Source organism: Promicromonospora noduliphila, assembly GCF_056951025.1.
In genome coordinates this window covers 5,516,027-5,532,079 of sequence record NZ_CM167806.1, presented here as the reverse complement: position 1 = coordinate 5,532,079, position 16,053 = coordinate 5,516,027, and the positions used below count along the sequence as shown (strand labels likewise).

14 protein-coding genes and 1 tRNA gene are annotated in these 16,053 nt (G+C 71.8%); 10 read left to right on the top strand and 5 right to left on the bottom strand.

Features of this window, described 5'->3' with window-relative positions; all coding sequences use genetic code 11:
- Positions 1 to 43: 43 nt before the first annotated feature.
- Positions 44 to 2,374: a trehalose-phosphatase gene (otsB, locus tag AC0QU1_RS24075; protein ID WP_483573026.1), complete on the bottom strand. Its 2,331-nt coding sequence runs from the start codon at positions 2,372 to 2,374 to the stop codon at positions 44 to 46.
- A 175-nt stretch (positions 2,375 to 2,549) separates the two neighbouring features.
- Between otsB and AC0QU1_RS24070 the strand changes: the two genes are divergently transcribed.
- The 3 genes from AC0QU1_RS24070 (at position 2,550) to AC0QU1_RS24060 (ending at position 5,554) form a co-directional block, all read left to right on the top strand.
- Positions 2,550 to 4,367 carry a serine/threonine-protein kinase gene (locus AC0QU1_RS24070; RefSeq protein WP_483573025.1) on the top strand — a complete coding sequence of 606 codons (1,818 nt, stop codon included), beginning with the start codon at positions 2,550 to 2,552 and terminating at the stop codon, positions 4,365 to 4,367.
- Positions 4,368 to 4,506: 139 nt separating this feature from the next.
- Positions 4,507 to 5,361 carry a DsbA family protein gene (locus AC0QU1_RS24065; protein WP_483573024.1) on the top strand — a complete coding sequence of 285 codons (855 nt, stop codon included), beginning with the start codon at positions 4,507 to 4,509 and terminating at the stop codon, positions 5,359 to 5,361.
- A 117-nt stretch (positions 5,362 to 5,478) separates the two neighbouring features.
- Positions 5,479 to 5,554 (top strand) — tRNA-Thr (locus AC0QU1_RS24060).
- Between the two features lie 59 nt (positions 5,555 to 5,613).
- Here the strand turns inward: AC0QU1_RS24060 and AC0QU1_RS24055 are convergent.
- The 3 genes from AC0QU1_RS24055 to AC0QU1_RS24045 all read right to left on the bottom strand — a co-directional run bounded on the left by AC0QU1_RS24055 (position 5,614) and on the right by AC0QU1_RS24045 (position 8,693).
- Positions 5,614 to 6,150 (bottom strand): TetR/AcrR family transcriptional regulator, encoded by a 537-nt coding sequence (locus tag AC0QU1_RS24055; protein ID WP_483573022.1) that lies wholly within the window; start codon positions 6,148 to 6,150, stop codon positions 5,614 to 5,616.
- A 27-nt stretch (positions 6,151 to 6,177) separates the two neighbouring features.
- Positions 6,178 to 7,710, bottom strand: a complete 1,533-nt coding sequence (locus AC0QU1_RS24050; RefSeq protein ID WP_483573021.1) for an MFS transporter — start codon at positions 7,708 to 7,710, stop codon at positions 6,178 to 6,180.
- A gap of 131 nt (positions 7,711 to 7,841) precedes the next feature.
- A complete protein-coding gene (locus tag AC0QU1_RS24045) occupies positions 7,842 to 8,693 on the bottom strand; it encodes an SGNH/GDSL hydrolase family protein (RefSeq protein ID WP_483573019.1) in 852 nt (283 codons plus the stop codon).
- 155 nt (positions 8,694 to 8,848) lie between these two features.
- Here AC0QU1_RS24045 and AC0QU1_RS24040 point away from each other — a divergent pair, with 155 nt between their 5' ends.
- From AC0QU1_RS24040 to groL, 7 genes are all read left to right on the top strand, one after another.
- Positions 8,849 to 9,511 (top strand): uracil-DNA glycosylase, encoded by a 663-nt coding sequence (locus AC0QU1_RS24040; protein WP_483576797.1) that lies wholly within the window; start codon positions 8,849 to 8,851, stop codon positions 9,509 to 9,511.
- A 103-nt stretch (positions 9,512 to 9,614) separates the two neighbouring features.
- A complete protein-coding gene (locus AC0QU1_RS24035; protein WP_483573017.1) occupies positions 9,615 to 9,929 on the top strand; it encodes a DUF3263 domain-containing protein in 315 nt (104 codons plus the stop codon).
- A gap of 42 nt (positions 9,930 to 9,971) precedes the next feature.
- Positions 9,972 to 10,619 (top strand): LytR C-terminal domain-containing protein, encoded by a 648-nt coding sequence (locus AC0QU1_RS24030; protein ID WP_483573015.1) that lies wholly within the window; start codon positions 9,972 to 9,974, stop codon positions 10,617 to 10,619.
- Between the two features lie 102 nt (positions 10,620 to 10,721).
- On the top strand, positions 10,722 to 11,267 hold the full coding sequence (locus AC0QU1_RS24025) for a peptidoglycan-binding domain-containing protein (RefSeq protein ID WP_483573013.1): 546 nt from the start codon (positions 10,722 to 10,724) through the stop codon (positions 11,265 to 11,267).
- Between the two features lie 362 nt (positions 11,268 to 11,629).
- Positions 11,630 to 11,833 (top strand): cold-shock protein, encoded by a 204-nt coding sequence (locus AC0QU1_RS24020; protein WP_454860229.1) that lies wholly within the window; start codon positions 11,630 to 11,632, stop codon positions 11,831 to 11,833.
- Positions 11,834 to 12,072: 239 nt separating this feature from the next.
- A complete protein-coding gene (locus AC0QU1_RS24015; protein WP_483573011.1) occupies positions 12,073 to 13,596 on the top strand; it encodes a phytoene desaturase family protein in 1,524 nt (507 codons plus the stop codon).
- A gap of 323 nt (positions 13,597 to 13,919) precedes the next feature.
- Positions 13,920 to 15,548 carry a chaperonin GroEL gene (groL, locus tag AC0QU1_RS24010; RefSeq protein WP_483573009.1) on the top strand — a complete coding sequence of 543 codons (1,629 nt, stop codon included), beginning with the start codon at positions 13,920 to 13,922 and terminating at the stop codon, positions 15,546 to 15,548.
- Positions 15,549 to 15,691: 143 nt separating this feature from the next.
- On the opposite strand, the gene AC0QU1_RS24005 is transcribed toward groL, so the two are convergent.
- Positions 15,692 to 15,976, bottom strand: a complete 285-nt coding sequence (locus AC0QU1_RS24005; RefSeq protein WP_483573008.1) for a WXG100 family type VII secretion target — start codon at positions 15,974 to 15,976, stop codon at positions 15,692 to 15,694.
- Between the last annotated feature and the right edge of the window lie 77 nt (positions 15,977 to 16,053).

Below are 16,053 nucleotides of genomic sequence, written 5' to 3'. Positions count from 1 at the left end.
CCCGGTTGGTCAAGGCGGCGGTATCGACCGGGTCACGTCCGGGTCAGCCCTCGCCGCGCAGATCGCGCGCGAGGCCGGACAGGACGGCGGCGAGCGCGTCGGGGTCGGGCACGCGGTGGGACGCGAGCGTGTCTCCCGTGCCCACCTTGATCGACAGGTCGCCGGACTCCAGCGCGCTGAAGGCGTGCTCGTCCGTGGTGTCGTCGCCCGCGTACAGCACGCGGACCCGCTCCACCCCCAGCTCGGCGGCGACGGTGCCCCGCAGGCGGCGCAGCGCCTCGCCCTTGCTGGTGGTCACGACGGACACCTCGACCACGTCCTTGCCGTGCATGGCCGGCAGGCCGAGGTTGGCGGCCACCTCGTCGGCGGCAACGGTGATGGCAGCGGCGTCGTCCACGCTCGCCAGGCGCGTGTGCACGACGGCGGCGGCGGGCTTGACCTGCACCCACGCGCCCTCACGGCCCGACACCGCCGACTCGAAGCCCGCGACCAGCGCGTCGAGCTGGCCGGACTGGGACGTGGTGAGCTGGAACGGCACCTGCTCGACGCCGGTGGTCGTGGCCCGCCCGGCCTCCGCGCCGTGGCTGCCCACGAGGAACGTGCCCTCCGGGGCGACGGTGCGCTCTGCGAGGTCGGAGAGGTCGCGCCCGGAGACGAACGCGAGGCGCACGGGCGCCTCCTGGGCGACCGCGTGGAGCTGCTCGACGGCGGTGCGCGCGGCCCGCGTCATGGTGGACGACTTGGGGTCGTCCACGAGCGGGGCAAGGGTCCCGTCGAAGTCGGTGGCGAGCAGCCAGCCGGTGGTCGGCTTCCTGCGGCGGCCGTTCCCGTTGCCCATGCGGGCGCGCCGGCCCTTCGCGGCGGGCTCGTCCGGCACCGTGGTGAACGCCGTCAGAGCGTCCCTGAGGTTGTGGTGGCGGGGTTCGGTCGAGCGCGGGTCCACGCTGAGCGGCCGCGGCGGCACGGACGTGAGCACCCCGAGGAAGGTCTCCGACCACTTGGCGACGTCGTCGGCGAGGACCTTGCGGCGCAGGCGCCGCATACGGCGGCGCTGCTCCCGCGGGTCCATGGTCGCCGCGGCCACGATGATGTCCTTCATGCCGTCGATGTCGTGCGGGTTGACCAGCAGCGGGCCGGGGGAGAGCTCGTCGGCCGCGCCGGTGAACTCGCTCAGCACCAGCGCGCCGCGGTCGTCGGAGCGGGCGGCGATGTACTCCTTGGCGACCAGGTTCATGCCGTCGCGCAGGGAGGTCACCAGCAGCACGTCGGCCGCGAGGTAGAGCGCGGCCATCTCCTCGGGCGGGTAGGAGTGGTGCAGGTAGTGGATCGCGGAGTGGCCCAGCTCGCCGTACTCGCCGTTGATCCGGCCCACGAGCACCTCCACGTGCTCGCGGAGGTCCTGGTAGGCGCCGACGTTCTCGCGGCTGGGGCTCGCCACCTGCACCAGGGTGTGGTGCTCGACGTCGAGCCTGCCGTCGTCGAGCAGCTCGCCGTACGCCTTGATGCGGTGGCGGATGCCCTTGGTGTAGTCGAGCCGGTCGACGCCGAGCATCAGGATGTCCGGGTTGCCGAGGTCGGCCTTGATCTCCTTGGCGCGGGCCTGCACCTCCGGCGTGCGGGCCAGGGTGTCGAACCGGCGCGAGTCGATCGAGATCGGGAATGACGACGCGCGCACGTGCCGGCCGGGGCGCCCGTCGGCGTCGGGGATGGTGATGACGGGGCCGCGCGTGGTGTAGCCGGTGAGGCGGCGTGCCGAGCGCACGAAGTTCGCGGCGTCGCCGTTGCGCTGGAAGCCCACCAGGTCCGCGCCGAGCAGGCCGTCGATGATCTGCCGCCGCCACGGGAGCTGCGCGAACAGCTCGACCGGCGGGAACGGGATGTGGTCGAAGAACCCGATACGCAGGTCCGGCCGCTGGTCGCGCAGCATGCGCGGGACGAGCTGGAGCTGGTAGTCGTGCACCCAGACGACGGCGCCCTCCGCCGCCTGCTCCGCTGCCGCGTCGGCGAAGCGCTGGTTGACCCGGCGGTACGCGTCCCACCACTGCCGGTGGTAGGCGGGCGGGGCGATGACGTCGTGGTACAGCGGCCAGAGAGTGGCGTTGGAGAAGCCCTCGTAGTAGCGCTCGATCTCGACGGCGCTGAGCGTGACCGGGACGAGCAGCATGCCGTCGGCCTCGAAGGGCTCGTGCGCCAGGTCAGGGGCGCCGGACCAGCCCACCCAGGCGCCGTCGGCGTCCCGCATCACCGGTTCGAGCGCCGTGACCAGTCCGCCGGGCGACCTCTGCCAGGTGAGGTCGCCCTCTGGGCCGACCGAGAAGTCGACCGGGAGCCGGTTCGCGACGACGACCAGATCGTACCCGTCTTTACCCGGCAATGTACTGCTCCTTGGTTTTGTATGAGTCTCGCTGTGCGGTGCCAAGAGTATCGAGGTCTCTTTCCTGCTCAGGGTAACGAGGCTGTGTGGCGATCGGGTGAATCCCTGTCCAGGTGCTGGTCAGGGGCGGAATGTTGGCGGGCATCGGCCGTCCGCGACGACTACGGTGTGCCTCATGGAGGAGGTGGAGGCGTCGATAGCGCCCCCGGACGGCGCAGGCCCGGCGGCCGGCTCCAAGCTCGGCGGGTACACGGTCGTGCGGGAGATCGCCTCGGGCGCCATGGGCGCCGTCTACCGCGCCAGGGACGACGGCGGGAACGCCGTGGCCCTGAAGATGCTGCACCGCCACCTCGACGACCCGGCGGCCCGCGAGCGGCTGCGCCGCGAGGCCACGGCGCTGCAGGGCCTGCGGCACCCGGCCGTCGCCCGCGTGCTGGACGCCGAGCTCGACGGGCCGGACGCGTTCATCGTCACCGAGCTCGTCGAGGGTCCGACGCTCGAGGAGGAGATCGACGAGCGCGGGCCCCTCGACCCCCGCGACCTCTTCGAGCTCGCCGACCAGCTCGCCGACGCCCTCGAGGCCGTGCACGGCAGCGGTGTGGTGCACCGCGACCTCACGCCGTCGAACGTCCTCATCGCGCGAACCGGCCCGGTCCTGATCGACTTCGGGCTCGCGCAGGGCCCCGGCGACGCCAGGGCGACCCGGACCGGGTACGTCATGGGCACCCCCGGCTACCTCGCGCCAGAGCTGCTGGGCGGCGCCGAGCCCGGCCCGGACACCGACTGGTGGTCCTGGGCGGCCGTGCTCGCGTTCTCCGGGACGGGCCGCGCACCGTTCGGCGTACGGCCCACCGAGCTGGTGCTGCGGCGCTCGCGGCAGGGCCAGGCCGACCTCGACGGGCTGCCGCCGCGTACCGGGCGGGCGCTCGGCGCCGCGCTGCGTGCGTTGCCCGCAGAGCGCTGGGGGCCCGACGAGGTCGCCAGGGCGCTCAAGGCCGAGTCTGACGCGTTCGTCGCCGCGACGACGGGCGAGGACGACGCGGAGAAGACGGTCCTCGACACGTCCGGCGCCATGCCCGGTGACCCGCGGGCCACGGCGACGTCGGCCGACGTCGGCTCGACGCGGGTCATGCCGCAGGGTGTGCTGCCCAACCGGCGGCCGGTCTCCGCCGCGGCCGGCGGGGCCGGCGTCGGGGCGGCCGCTGGGGCGGCGGTCGCCGCGAAGGCCCCGGTCGGTGGCGTGCGGGACCTGGCCTCCGTAGCCGCCCCGCCCCGGGGACGGTCGGTGACGGGCCGCGCGGTCGGCACGCCGCGTCCGGCGTCGGGCGCACCGGCCTTCGGCCTGGAGCAGCCGAATCCCGCGCGCGTGACCGGCTACCGGGGGCTGTTCACCGCGGCCACCCTCGCACTGGTGGCGTTCGCCGCGACCTGGCCGGGCGTCGCCGTCGCCGTGCTGGTGGCCCTGCTGATCGTGACCCGCCTGGTCGGGATCACCGTCGACGAGTTCCGCAGCCGCCGCGCCCGGCGCGGGCCCAGCCGCGCCGACGCGCTCGTCGCGACCCTCCTGTCGCCGTGGCACCTGGTGCGCGCCGTGTTCGGCGTGCTGCCCGCCGCGGCCGTCGGGATCTGTGCCGGCGTGATCGTGGTGCTGCTCGGGCTGATGGTGTTCGCGCCGGGCAACGTGATCGTCGCCCCGATCGAGACGGTCGAGGCGCGGTCGGTGGGCGGGATGAACCAGCCGATCATCGACAGCCTTGTCCTCGGCGTCGCGATGCTGGTGACCGTGGTCGTGTCGTGGTGGGGACCGGCGTCGTACGGGACGCGGGTCGGAGCCGGGCCGCTGCTGCGGCGGATCGCTCCCACGACGGGGCGGAAGGTCGTCGTCACCCTCATCGTGCTGGCGCTCGCGCTGGTCGCGGCCCTGCCTCTGCTCAGTGGCTCGGTGGACGTGCTGTGGTGGCCGCTGGGCGAGCGGCCGGCGGTGACGTGGTGACCCTTTCGCCGGTCACGCGTCCGGGTCGGACTTTTGGATCGTAACGAAACATTCAGCGGCTTCTCAGCGAGCGCTTGTAGTCTTTCGCTGGGCGCCAGAAGCGCCTCGCCCCCATTGGCCCGCATCTCGAAGGACCCCGATGTCGACGAACCAGACCAAGGCGCAGCGCCGTGACGCCGCCCGCGCCGAGGCGCTCGCACTCCAGAAGAAGCAGCAGGCGAGCGAGAGGCGCAACCGTGTGATCGTGCTGAGCCTGCTCGGGCTCGCCGTCATCGGCCTGATCGTGGCGGTCGTGCTGATCCTCACCGAGGGTCAGAAGACCCCCATGGAGCGGGTCGACAACGTCCCGGCGGGTGTGGTCGAGGACACGGGTATCCCCGTGGGGGCCGACGGCGTCGCCGGCACCTCGAACGAGGGCGCGACCACGCTCGACGTCTACGTGGACTACATGTGCCCCATCTGCGGCCAGTTCGAGCAGACGAACAGCGCGAGCATCGCCGAGATGCGTGAGGCCGGTGACATCACGCTGGTGGTGCACCCTGTCTCGATCCTCGACCGCGTGTCGCAGGGCACCCAGTACTCGACGCGTGCGGCGTCGGCCGCCGCATGGGTGGCGGACCGGGCGCCCGAGCAGTTCTCCGCGTTCCACGACGCGCTGTTCGCGAGCCAGCCGGCCGAGCAGACGGCCGGCCTGTCCGACGAGCAGATCGCGCAGGTCGCGGAGCAGGCCGGCGTGCCGGCGGACGTGGCGGCGGGCATCAGCGACGGTCAGGCCATGGAGACCTACGAGGAGTGGGTTGCGGCCTCCACGGACGCGGCGACCAGCGACGAGTCCCTGTTCAACTCCCAGGGCGGGTTCGGGACGCCGACCGTGCTGATCGACGGCGAGCGGTTCGAGGGCTGGCAGACCCCCGGTGCGCTGACCGAGGCGATCACGGGCGAGGCGCCCTCGACGGAGCCGTCCGAGGAGCCTTCCACGGAGCCGTCCGAGTAGTACCGAGCTTGCGACGGTGGGGTCCCGGGCTGCGGTCCGGGACCCCACCGTGTTCCGCGGGCTCGCGGTCCGCAACTCGGAATCCGCCAGCGGGAACCGTTAGGCTGTTCCCCGCCCGCCGCCTTAGCTCAGCTGGTAGAGCTCCCGCCTTGTAAGCGGAAGGTCGTCGGTTCGAACCCGACAGGCGGCTCCACAGGTCACAACGGGCCGGCACCGTCCTGGTGCCGGCCCGTCGTGCATTCCCGGCCGGCCTCAGCCCGCGACCACCCGCGCCAGATGCTCCGCGACGGCGTGCCGCTGCGCCTCGGGCAGGGCCTTGTAGGCGAGCGACTCGTACATCCACAGCCCGTCGGCAGCGAGCCGGGCCACGAACCGGGTCATCGAGGCGGGGTTGGCCTCGGCGTCGGCGGGCACGGGTGCCCACCGCTCCAGGACGGTGCTCCATGGCGCCGCCCACTCCGGGCGGGTGGCCGCCTCGAGCATGAGCTGCAGCTCGGCCCGGGTCGCCGCCTGCGCGTTGGTGCGGATGTAGGCGGCCAGCCGCTCGTCGGGGGAGAGCTGGTCGGCGGACTTACCCGCCTCCGCGACGAGCGAGGCCTCCCACTGGTCGGCCAGGTGCTGGTGGATCGCGACGAGCAGGCCCTCACGGGACGGGAAGTGGTACATGATCCCGCCCCGGGTCAGCTCCGCCTCGGCGGCCACCGAGTCGAAGGTGACGGCGGTGACGCCCTCGCGCTGGATGACGCGCACGGCGGCATCGAGGATTCGGGTGCGGTTGCTCGGTCGCACAAGGCCTCCAGCGTGGGTGCGTCGGGTTCAGTGGCCGGAGCCGTAGGCGGAGGATGCCGACCCGGGTCCGTAGGCCCGCAGCAGCGCCGTGGTGACGACGGCGCCGAGCACCAGCACCCCGGCGCAGACCAGCATGACCGTGGAGTAGCTGTTCCCGAACGCCAGGAACGCGGCGTCGAGAACCTCAGGACCCGCGCCGGGAGCGGCCAGGGCGTCGGTCATGGACCGGCCTGCCTCGGCGGGCGCGCCGTCGGGAAGACGGATGGTTGCCGTGTAGACCGTGGTGAGCAGGGAACCGAGCAGCGCGACGGCGGCCAGGCTGCCGAACTCGTACGAGACCTCCTCCACGGAGGAGGCCATGCCGGCCCGCCGGGCCGGCGCGTTCCCGATGATCGCCGTCGAGGCCACGGACATCGCCGCGCCCAGCCCGAACCCCGTGACGAGCAGGCCGCCGAGCAGCCAGCCCATGCCGTGCGGGACGGCGTACAGGGTTCCCGCCACGCCGACGGCGCCGACGGCCAGCCCGCCGCCTATCAGCACCCGCAGCCCCACGACGTGCAGGAAGGCACCGCCCAGCAGCGAGGAGGGCAGCGATCCGACGGCGACGGCGGCCACCAGCATGCCCGACTCGAGCGGAGTGAACCCGGCCACGAGCTGGAAGCGCTGGGTGGTGGCGAGCTGCAGGCCGCCCATGGCGAACATGGCGAACACCGCCGCCAGCACCCCGGAGGCGAACGCGGCGTTGCGGAAGATCGACAGGTCGAGCAGCGGGAAGGGCAGGCGCCGCTGACGGCGCACGAAGACCCACCACCCGACGACGGTGGCCAGCGCGGACGCGAGCAGAACGGTCCCGGACCGGTCGATCTTGACGACCTCCTTGATCAGGACCACCAGCCCGACCAGGGTGATCAGGGCCTGCACGGAGGAGATGAAGTCCCACCGGGCGCTGGGGTGCGGGTCGTCCGCCGGGGCCACGGCGAGGCCGAGGATCACGGCCACGAGCACCACCGGCACGTTGATCAGGAAGATCGAGCCCCACGTGAAGTGCTCCAGCAGCGCGCCGCCGACGATCGGCCCGAGCGCGCCGCCGACCACCGAGAGGCTGCCCCACACGCTGATGGCGATGTTGCGCTCACGCTCGTCGGTGAAGCTCACCCGGATCAGGGCCAGCGTGGCCGGCATCATCGCCGCAGCGCCGACGGCGAGCAGGCCGCGCGCCGCGATCAGCACCTCCGGCGTGGGCGCCGTCGCCGCCAGGACGGACGCGAGCCCGAACACCACCAGGCCGGCCAGGAACATGAGCCGGTGCCCGAACCGGTCGCCCAGGGTGCCGGAGCCGAGCAGGAGCCCGGTCATCACCAGGGGGTAGGCGTTGATGATCCACAGGCTCTCGGTCCAGCTCGCTTCGAGCTCGCGCGTGAGGGTGGGCAGCGCCGTGTAGAGGATCGAGTTGTCCAGCGTGATCAGCAGCAGCCCGGTGCCTACGGTCACCAGGAGCGTCCAGCGCCGCCTGGGGCCGAGCACGCGCGTCTCGGCACCGAGCGGAGGGCTCATCGTCATGGAGTAACTGTACCATCTAGAAGGTTAAGTTACGCGCCGGCGAACGGCCGCGAAGACGTCACAGGCTCCCCGGCGCGAGCACCGGGGAGCCTGTGAGATTCACCCTCGAAAGTGTAGGGCCGACGGCGGCGTCATGCGCGCGGCCACACCTCCGGCGCCGGCCACTTGGCGGAGCGTCCGTCGCCGCTGGAGGTGCCGGTCAGACGGCGCCTGACCCACGGGCCCACGTGGTGCCGCATCCAGGCCGCGTTGGCGCGGGCCGTCTCGCGGAAGGCGGCGGGCAGGGCCGCGTCGAGCGGGACGTCGTAGGCGGGCTCGTCCGGTTCCAGGCCCAGCGCGACCAGGGCCGCGTTCGTCACGCGCTGGTGCCCCTCGGGGGTGAGGTGGATGCGGTCGCCGGACCAGAGGCGTAGGTCGGCCAGCGACCGCATGCCCCACAGGTCCAGGACGTGCGCGCCGTGGCGGCGGGCGATGGACCAGATGTTCGCGTTGAAGACGCCCACCCGGCCGTTGGTCCAGCTCAGCGTGCCGCCCGCCTTGAAGCCGGTACCCATCAGCACGTCGGCGCCGGTGGCGCGGAGCGCGACGACGGCGTCCTCCAGCGCTGCTGAGATCGCGTCGATGTCGGCGGTGGCCCGCAGGATGTCGTTGCCGCCGGCGACCAGCGAGACGAGGTCCGGCCGGGCGTCGATCGCGACGCCGAGCTGTTCCGCGACGATCGGGCGCAGCTTGCGGCCCCGGATCGCGAGGTTCGCGTACTCGAGCGGGGTGTCGCCGGCCGCTATGCGGCGCGCGGAGAGCGCGGCGGCGAGGTTGTCGGCCCAGCCGCGCTGGACGTCCGGGGCGTCGGGGTACGGGTCCCACAGGCCCTCCGTGAAGGAGTCGCCCATCGCGATGTACCGCGTCCAGCGGACGGGAGTCGTGGGGAGGTCGGTGGTGTGGCCTTCCGGTTCCGGGGTAGTCGTCTCGCTCACGGCGCTCATTGTCTCGCCTTGTTCCTGATACTCGCGGAGAGCAGAGGTGTGACGGGCAGCACAGCCTGTCAGTGTCGGTGGCTGCCGGTAACCTCCTGGGTGTGGAGACCACCGTGAACCCGACATCCCCCGTCGACGCCGACACCCCGTCCGGTCCGCCCCCGTTGTCGCAGGTCATCGCGCCGGACTGGGCCGAGGCGCTGGTCGACGTCGAGCCGCGCATCCATGCGATGGGCGACTTCCTGCGTGCCGAGGTCGCCCAGGGGCGCACCTACGTCCCGGCGGGGGAGAATGTGCTCGCGGCGTTCAAGCGGCCGCTCGCGGACGTGCGCGTGCTCATCGTGGGGCAGGACCCGTACCCGACGCCGGGACACGCCATGGGCCTGTCGTTCTCCGTGCAGCCGGACGTGCGGCCCGTGCCGCGGTCGCTGGCCAACATCTATCAGGAGCTGCAGGACGACCTCGGGGTGCCGCTCCCGTCGAACGGCGACCTGCGGCCCTGGGCGGACCAGGGGGTCATGCTGCTCAACAGGACGCTGACCTGCCGTCCCGGATCGTCCGACTCGCATGCCGGCAAGGGCTGGGAGGAGGTCACCGAGGCGGCGATCCGTGCGCTGGTGACCCGGGGCGGGCCGCTGGTGGCCATCCTGTGGGGCGCGAAGGCGCGCAACCTGAAGCCGTGGCTCGGCCAGGTCCCGATCGTCGAGAGCGCGCACCCGTCGCCGCTGTCGGCGCGCAGCGGGTTCTTCGGGTCGCGGCCCTTCTCGCGGGCCAACGCGCTGCTCGAGCAGCAGGGCGCGCAGCCGGTGGACTGGCGCCTGCCGTAACGCCGGCGGGCCGAGCCCTGCGTCGGCGAAAGGACCGGCGTGCAGACAACGTGAAAAGGCACAGGTGAATGACAGGCATGTACTTCGGAAATAGCGTGACCCTATGAGCGAGATCCTTGTTACCGGCACCGGCACCCCCGCTGTCGCGGGCGCCGGTGTCGAGAGCGGGCTCTCGGACCGCGACCGCGAGATCCTCGCGTTCGAGCGCCGCTGGTGGAAATACGCCGGTGCGAAGGAGGAGGCGGCACGGGAGCTGTTCGGCCTGACCGCGACGCGCTATTACCAGGTTCTCAACGCGCTGATCGATTCTCCTGCGGCCCTTGAGCACGATCCGGCGCTGGTCAAGCGCCTGCGCAGGGTCCGGTCGACCCGGCAGCGAGCGCGTTCCGCGCGACGACTGGCCGATGAGTACCACTGAGAAGGCACCGATCCGTCACAACGACCCGCTACTCTCTCTGCCGTGACGAAGAGTGGCTACCCCTACCCCCCCGACGAGTTCGACGTCGCTGTCCCCGGGGGCGCACCTGTGGGTGTGCACCGTGCACCGCGCAGCGGTTGGAGCTCGGCCTGGCCGTTCCTGCTGGTTGCCGTCGTCTGCGCCGCCGTGGCGTGGGGCGGCATCACGCTTCTCTCCGGCGGAGACGACGATCCGGCAGAGGCGTCGGGTAACGGGTCCCCTTCGGCGTCGGCCTCGGCTCCTGCGTCGCCGAGCGCTTCTGCACCCGCGTCGCCGAGCGCGTCTCCCTCGGCCCCTGAGGAGGCGTCATATCCGGGCGACCCGAATCTCGCGAACCTGACCGACACTGTGATCGGGATCTACAACGACGGGGCCGGCGACGGAATGGCCAAAGTCGCGCAGACGAATCTCCAGGCGGCCGGTTTCACAGGCGAGATGCACCCACTCACCATCGGTGATGATCCAACGGGGCCGCAGCCGGGTGCGTACGCGCAGAACACCGTCCTGTACGGACCGGACCGGGCTGACACGGCGACGGCGATCGCGCAGGCCCTCGGTGTCACTGCCGCAAACGTACAGGAGTCACAGGACGTCGCGAACCATGCGACAGAAGGTGTCTGGGTGATCCTGACCACGCCGCCCGCCGGTTGATTGAATCGGAGCTGAAGAGCCGGGTTCTCGCCCGAGTTTCGCCCTATGTAACGCTTGACCGATTTGTCCGAGTCGACACAGACTCGTGGTGAGGGCGTTCGCATGAGCGCCCCCTGGTGGCGCGAGGTGTTGTATTGCCTGGCGCTTGTCACGAGGGAGTTGTTGATGATCGGGAGCTTCAAGCGGTATCTGGCGGCGGCGGTCGCTTCGATCACGCTACTGGTGGGTGGAGCGCTGGCGGCTGCGCCGGCCCAGGCGGAGGTCGTTGACGCCGGCGTAACGGCCGTCTACTACTGCAACACGGCGTCAGGGGGCATCGAAGGGATGCCGCTGTACATCCCGTCTGGGGCGCCATCCGGCACCAACCAGTGCTACCAGAACGGTGATCACTACACTTACGCTGCGACTCGGGCAATCCAGCTCACGTACAACCAGTGCTATGCGAGCAGGTACCCGGGAGGGCTGCCGAGCGGTGCGACCAACCTGGTACGGGATGGGGTGTACGGGAACGAGACCGCAGGTGCGGTGCGAAACATCCAGCGTTACCACAGCCTGACGGTCGATGGTCTCTACGGCCCCGCTACCGCCAGCAGGACGAGGTTCTTCGGCGGCGACAGCGGCAGCTGCCAAGTCGTGGGTGACATCTAGACATCTAACCGCACCCGGTCGAGGTGATGGCTGAGGCTAGGCGTTGACGCCCGGGGAGGTTCTTGACGCGGGCGTCAACGCTACTTCTTGTGGCGCATGTTTGCGTTCTGTTCGATGCACACGGCGGTTTCACGTGCTCGTCGTCACGGCGAAAGTAGGGGTCGGCTGGTCTAGTCAAGCCGTACCACCAGGTGGATATCCACCTGCACGAGTCGTTGTTTAGGCCTCTGACCTGGGCGTTCGCCGACCGCTGAATGCCACATAGCGGGCATTAAGGGTTCCCTGGTGTGAGCCGGACCACTAGGCTCGAACCACCACGGGTCGACCGAGTGGCCCGTGCAGAGGTACAAGGAGAACTACGCATGGCCCAGGGCACCGTCAAGTGGTTCAACGCCGAGAAGGGGTATGGGTTTATTACCCCGACTGCCGGCGGCCAGGACCTTTTTGTTCACTACAGTGCGATCCAGACCGACGGTTACCGGTCCCTCGATGAGGGTCAGGAAGTCGAGTACGAGGTGGGGCAGGGGCAGAAGGGTCCGCAGGCAGAGCAGGTTCGCCCGCTCTGATCGATGGGACGACGGGTGGGAAGGGCCCGCCCGTCGCCCGCGCCCCCCGAGGATGCCGGGACCCAGACCCTGGCGTCCGATCTGCACGGTCGATGACGACCGGTGTCGGCCGACGACGTCCGACGCCCACGACTTCGGTGCTCGCCATGCGCGACGCGCAGCCGCCCCGTACCGCGGCTGCTCGTTCGTCTCTCCCCCAGGGACACGCCAGGTGCCGGGCAGCATGATTCGATGAGGGGGTGACCCTCCTCGACGCGGTGGTGGTGGGCTCCGGGCCGAACGGCCTGGCAGCCGCGGTGACGCTCGCCCGGGCGGGCCTGGGAGTCCAGGTCCTGGAGGCCCAGCCGACGGTCGGCGGTGGTGCGCGCACCCTGCCGGTTCCCGAGCTCGACGACGACCTGGTCTTCGACCTGTGCTCCGCCGTGCACCCCATGGCCTGGGCGTCGCCCTTCTTCCGGGCCTTCGACCTCCCGGCGCACGGCGTCGAGCTCGTCGCGCCAGACATCGCCTACGCCCAGCCGTTCCACGACGGCCGCGCCGCCCTCGCCTTCCGCGACCTAGAGCTGACCGCCGACCGCCTCGGGCCGGACGGCGCCGCCTGGCGCGACCTGATCGGCCCGCTCGCCGCCGACTGGCGCCAGGTGACCGCGCTCGCCCTGGGGGACAAGCGGACCGTGCGCGGGATGCTGGAAGGTGCCGGCAGCCCGGGGCGCCGCGCGCGGCCGGCGTCGGGGCTCACGGCGGCGGTCCGGCCAGGCCTGAGGTTCGCCAGGGCGCTCGTCGAGCAGGGCGGCCCGCGCTGGGACCGCCGGTTCCGCACCGAGGCGGCCAAGGCGCTGCTCACCGGCGTCGCCGCCCACAACATCACGCCCCTCCCGTCGCTCGCGGGGGCTGGCACCGCCCTGCTCCTCGCCGCCCTCGCGCACGCCGACGGCGGCTGGGCCATCCCGGTGGGCGGCTCGCAGGCCATCACGAACGCCTTGGTCAGCGACCTGACGGCGCACGGGGGCACCATCGAGACCGGCCGCAGGGTCGAGACCTGGTCCGACCTCCCGCCCGCCCGCGCGGTCCTCTTCGACACCACGCCCAGCACCCTGCTCCGGATCGCGCACGACCGGATCGGCCCGGTGCGCCGCGCGCTGCTGAGCAGGTTCCGGCACGGGAACGGCGTGGCCAAGGTCGACTTCGTCCTGTCCGGCCCGGTGCCCTGGAAGGTGCCAGAGGTCGGGGGCGCTGCGACCGTGCACGTCGGCGGCACGCGCGCCGAGATGGTGGTGGCGGAGGACGCCGTCGGGCACGGGCTGCACGCCGACCGGCCGATGGTGCTGCTCAGCGACCCGGGCGTCGCCGACCCCCGGCGCGTGCGCGGTACGGCGCGGCCCCTGTGGACCTACGCGCACGTGCCGGCCGGCTCGACGCAGGACGTCACGGAGACGGTCACGCGGCAGATCGAGCGCTTCGCGCCCGGGTTCCGCGACGTCGTCGTCGGCTCGCGGTGCATACCCGCCGCGCGCCTGGAGGAGCACAACCAGAACTACCGGGGCGGGGACATCTCCGCGGGGGCCGCCGCCACGATGTGGCAGATGATCGCGCGGCCCACCATGGCGCCCGACCCCTACCAGGTCGCCGAGGGGGTGTACCTCTGCTCCGCGTCGACGCCGCCAGGGCCCGGGGTGCACGGCATGGGCGGCTGGCATGCCGCGCGCCGGGCGCTGCTGCGCGAGTTCGACGTCCGGCACCTGCCCGGCCTGGCGCCGGGGTAGGCGCTGGGCGGCGTGCCCGGCTCGGCGCCGGGGACCTGCCGGCTGGCGCCGGGCGACCTGCCCGGGGCTTGGTGGCGGGCATCGGGCGACCCGCTCGCATCGCCGCACGGGAAAGGCCGGGGCGGCGTTCGCCCGCGGTGTACGCGCCTTGCACTCTCCTGGTCCGAGTGCCAATAATGTCTTAGCACTCTCCGTTCGAGAGTGACAGCAGGGTCGAATGGTGAGGCCTCCTGTCGCGGCGAGACATGATCGCCGGGGTCGGAGGCCGTCCGTCGCGGGCACCGGCCGGCCCGGACAACGCCACCAGCGGAGGATTCATCCCCATGGCCAAGATCATCGCTTTCGACGAGGAAGCTCGTCGGAGCATGGAGCGCGGGCTCAACCAGCTCGCCGACACGGTGAAGGTCACGCTCGGCCCCAAGGGTCGCAACGTCGTTCTGGACAAGAAGTGGGGCGCCCCCACGATCACCAACGACGGTGTCTCCATCGCCAAGGAGATCGAGCTCGACGACCCGTACGAGAAGATCGGTGCGGAGCTCGTCAAGGAGGTCGCCAAGAAGACGGACGACGTCGCGGGTGACGGCACCACCACCGCCACCGTGCTCGCCCAGGCGCTCGTCAAGGAGGGCCTGCGCGTCGTTGCCGCCGGTGCCAACCCGATCGCCGTCAAGCGCGGCATCGAGAAGGCCACCGAGGCGGTCACCGAGCAGCTCCTGAACGCTGCCAAGGAGATCGAGACCAAGGAAGAGATCGCTGCCACGGCCGCCATCTCGGCCGGCGACCCGGCGATCGGCGAGCTCATCGCCGAGGCCCTCGACAAGGTGGGCAAGGAAGGCGTCATCACCGTCGAGGAGTCGAACACCTTCGGCCTCGAGCTCGAGCTCACCGAGGGCATGCGCTTCGACAAGGGCTTCCTCGCCCGGTACTTCGAGACGGACCCCGAGCGCCAGGAGGCCGTGCTCGAGGACCCGTACGTCCTGATCGTCGAGTCGAAGATCTCGAACGTCAAGGACATGCTGCCGCTGCTCGACCAGGTCATGAAGTCGGGCAAGTCGCTCCTCATCATCGCCGAGGACGTCGAGGGCGAGGCCCTGGCGACCCTGGTGCTGAACAAGATCCGTGGCACCTTCAAGTCCGTCGCCGTCAAGGCCCCGGGCTTCGGCGACCGCCGCAAGGCCATGCTGCAGGACATCGCGATCCTGACCGGCGGCCAGGTCATCACCGAGACGGTGGGCCTCAAGCTGGAGAACGCCACGCTCGAGGAGCTGGGCCAGGCGCGCAAGGTCGTCGTCACCAAGGACGAGACCACCATCGTCGAGGGGGCCGGCGACGCCGACCTCATCGCCGGTCGCGTGAACCAGATCCGCGGCGAGATCGAGAAGTCGGACTCCGACTACGACCGCGAGAAGCTGCAGGAGCGCCTCGCCAAGCTGGCCGGCGGCGTGGCCGTCATCAAGGCCGGCGCGGCCACCGAGGTGGAGCTCAAGGAGCGCAAGCACCGCATCGAGGACGCCGTCCGCAACGCGAAGGCCGCCGTCGAGGAGGGCATCGTCGCCGGTGGTGGCGTGGCCCTCATCCAGGCCGGTGCCGTCGCGTTCTCGAAGCTCGACCTCGAGGGTGACGAGGCGACGGGTGCCTCGATCGTGCGTGCCGCGATCGACGCCCCGCTCAAGCAGATCGCCGTGAACGCCGGCCTCGAGGGTGGAGTCGTGGCGGAGAAGGTGCGCAACCTCCCCGCCGGTCAGGGCCTGAACGCCGCGACCGGTGCGTACGAGGACCTGCTCGCCGCCGGCGTGAACGACCCGGTCAAGGTGACCCGTTCCGCGCTGCAGAACGCCGCCTCGATCGCCGCGCTGTTCCTCACCACCGAGGCCGTCGTCGCTGACAAGCCGGAGCCCCCGGCGGCCCCGGCCGGCGACCCGAGCGGTGGCATGGGCGGCATGGACTTCTGAGTCCGGCCTGACCCGCGCGGGCCGCGGCCCGCGTACCTGTCCGACGCCGGTCGGTCACCTTCCGTACGGAGGGGGACCGGCCGGCGTCGGCCGTTCTGGGCGGCCCCGCTCGCTCGGAGGAGCAAATGCGTGCCACCCCCGGCTCAGGAGAACATGCGCGTCGCCGCAGCCTCCGCCTCCGCGTAGGTGCGGGCGGCGGCCGCCAGCGCCGCCTGTATCGCGTCCAGTGCGCCCTCGACCTGCGCCTGCGCGGCGCGCCACTGCGCGACCGTGCCGCCGAACGCCGCGGCGGCCGGCCCCTGCCAGGTCGCCTGCAGCGCGTCGAGGTTGCGCATGAGCGCGCCCACCTCCGTGCGCACCGTCGCCACCGAGCCCGCCACCGCGGCGCTCGCCTGCTCCACCTGGTCGCTGTCGACCTCGAACCGCATGGGTCATCACCTCCCGCGCGCCGGCCCGTCCGGCGTCGTCCACCGACGGTAGGCATGCGCCCGACGGCGGCGGGGCG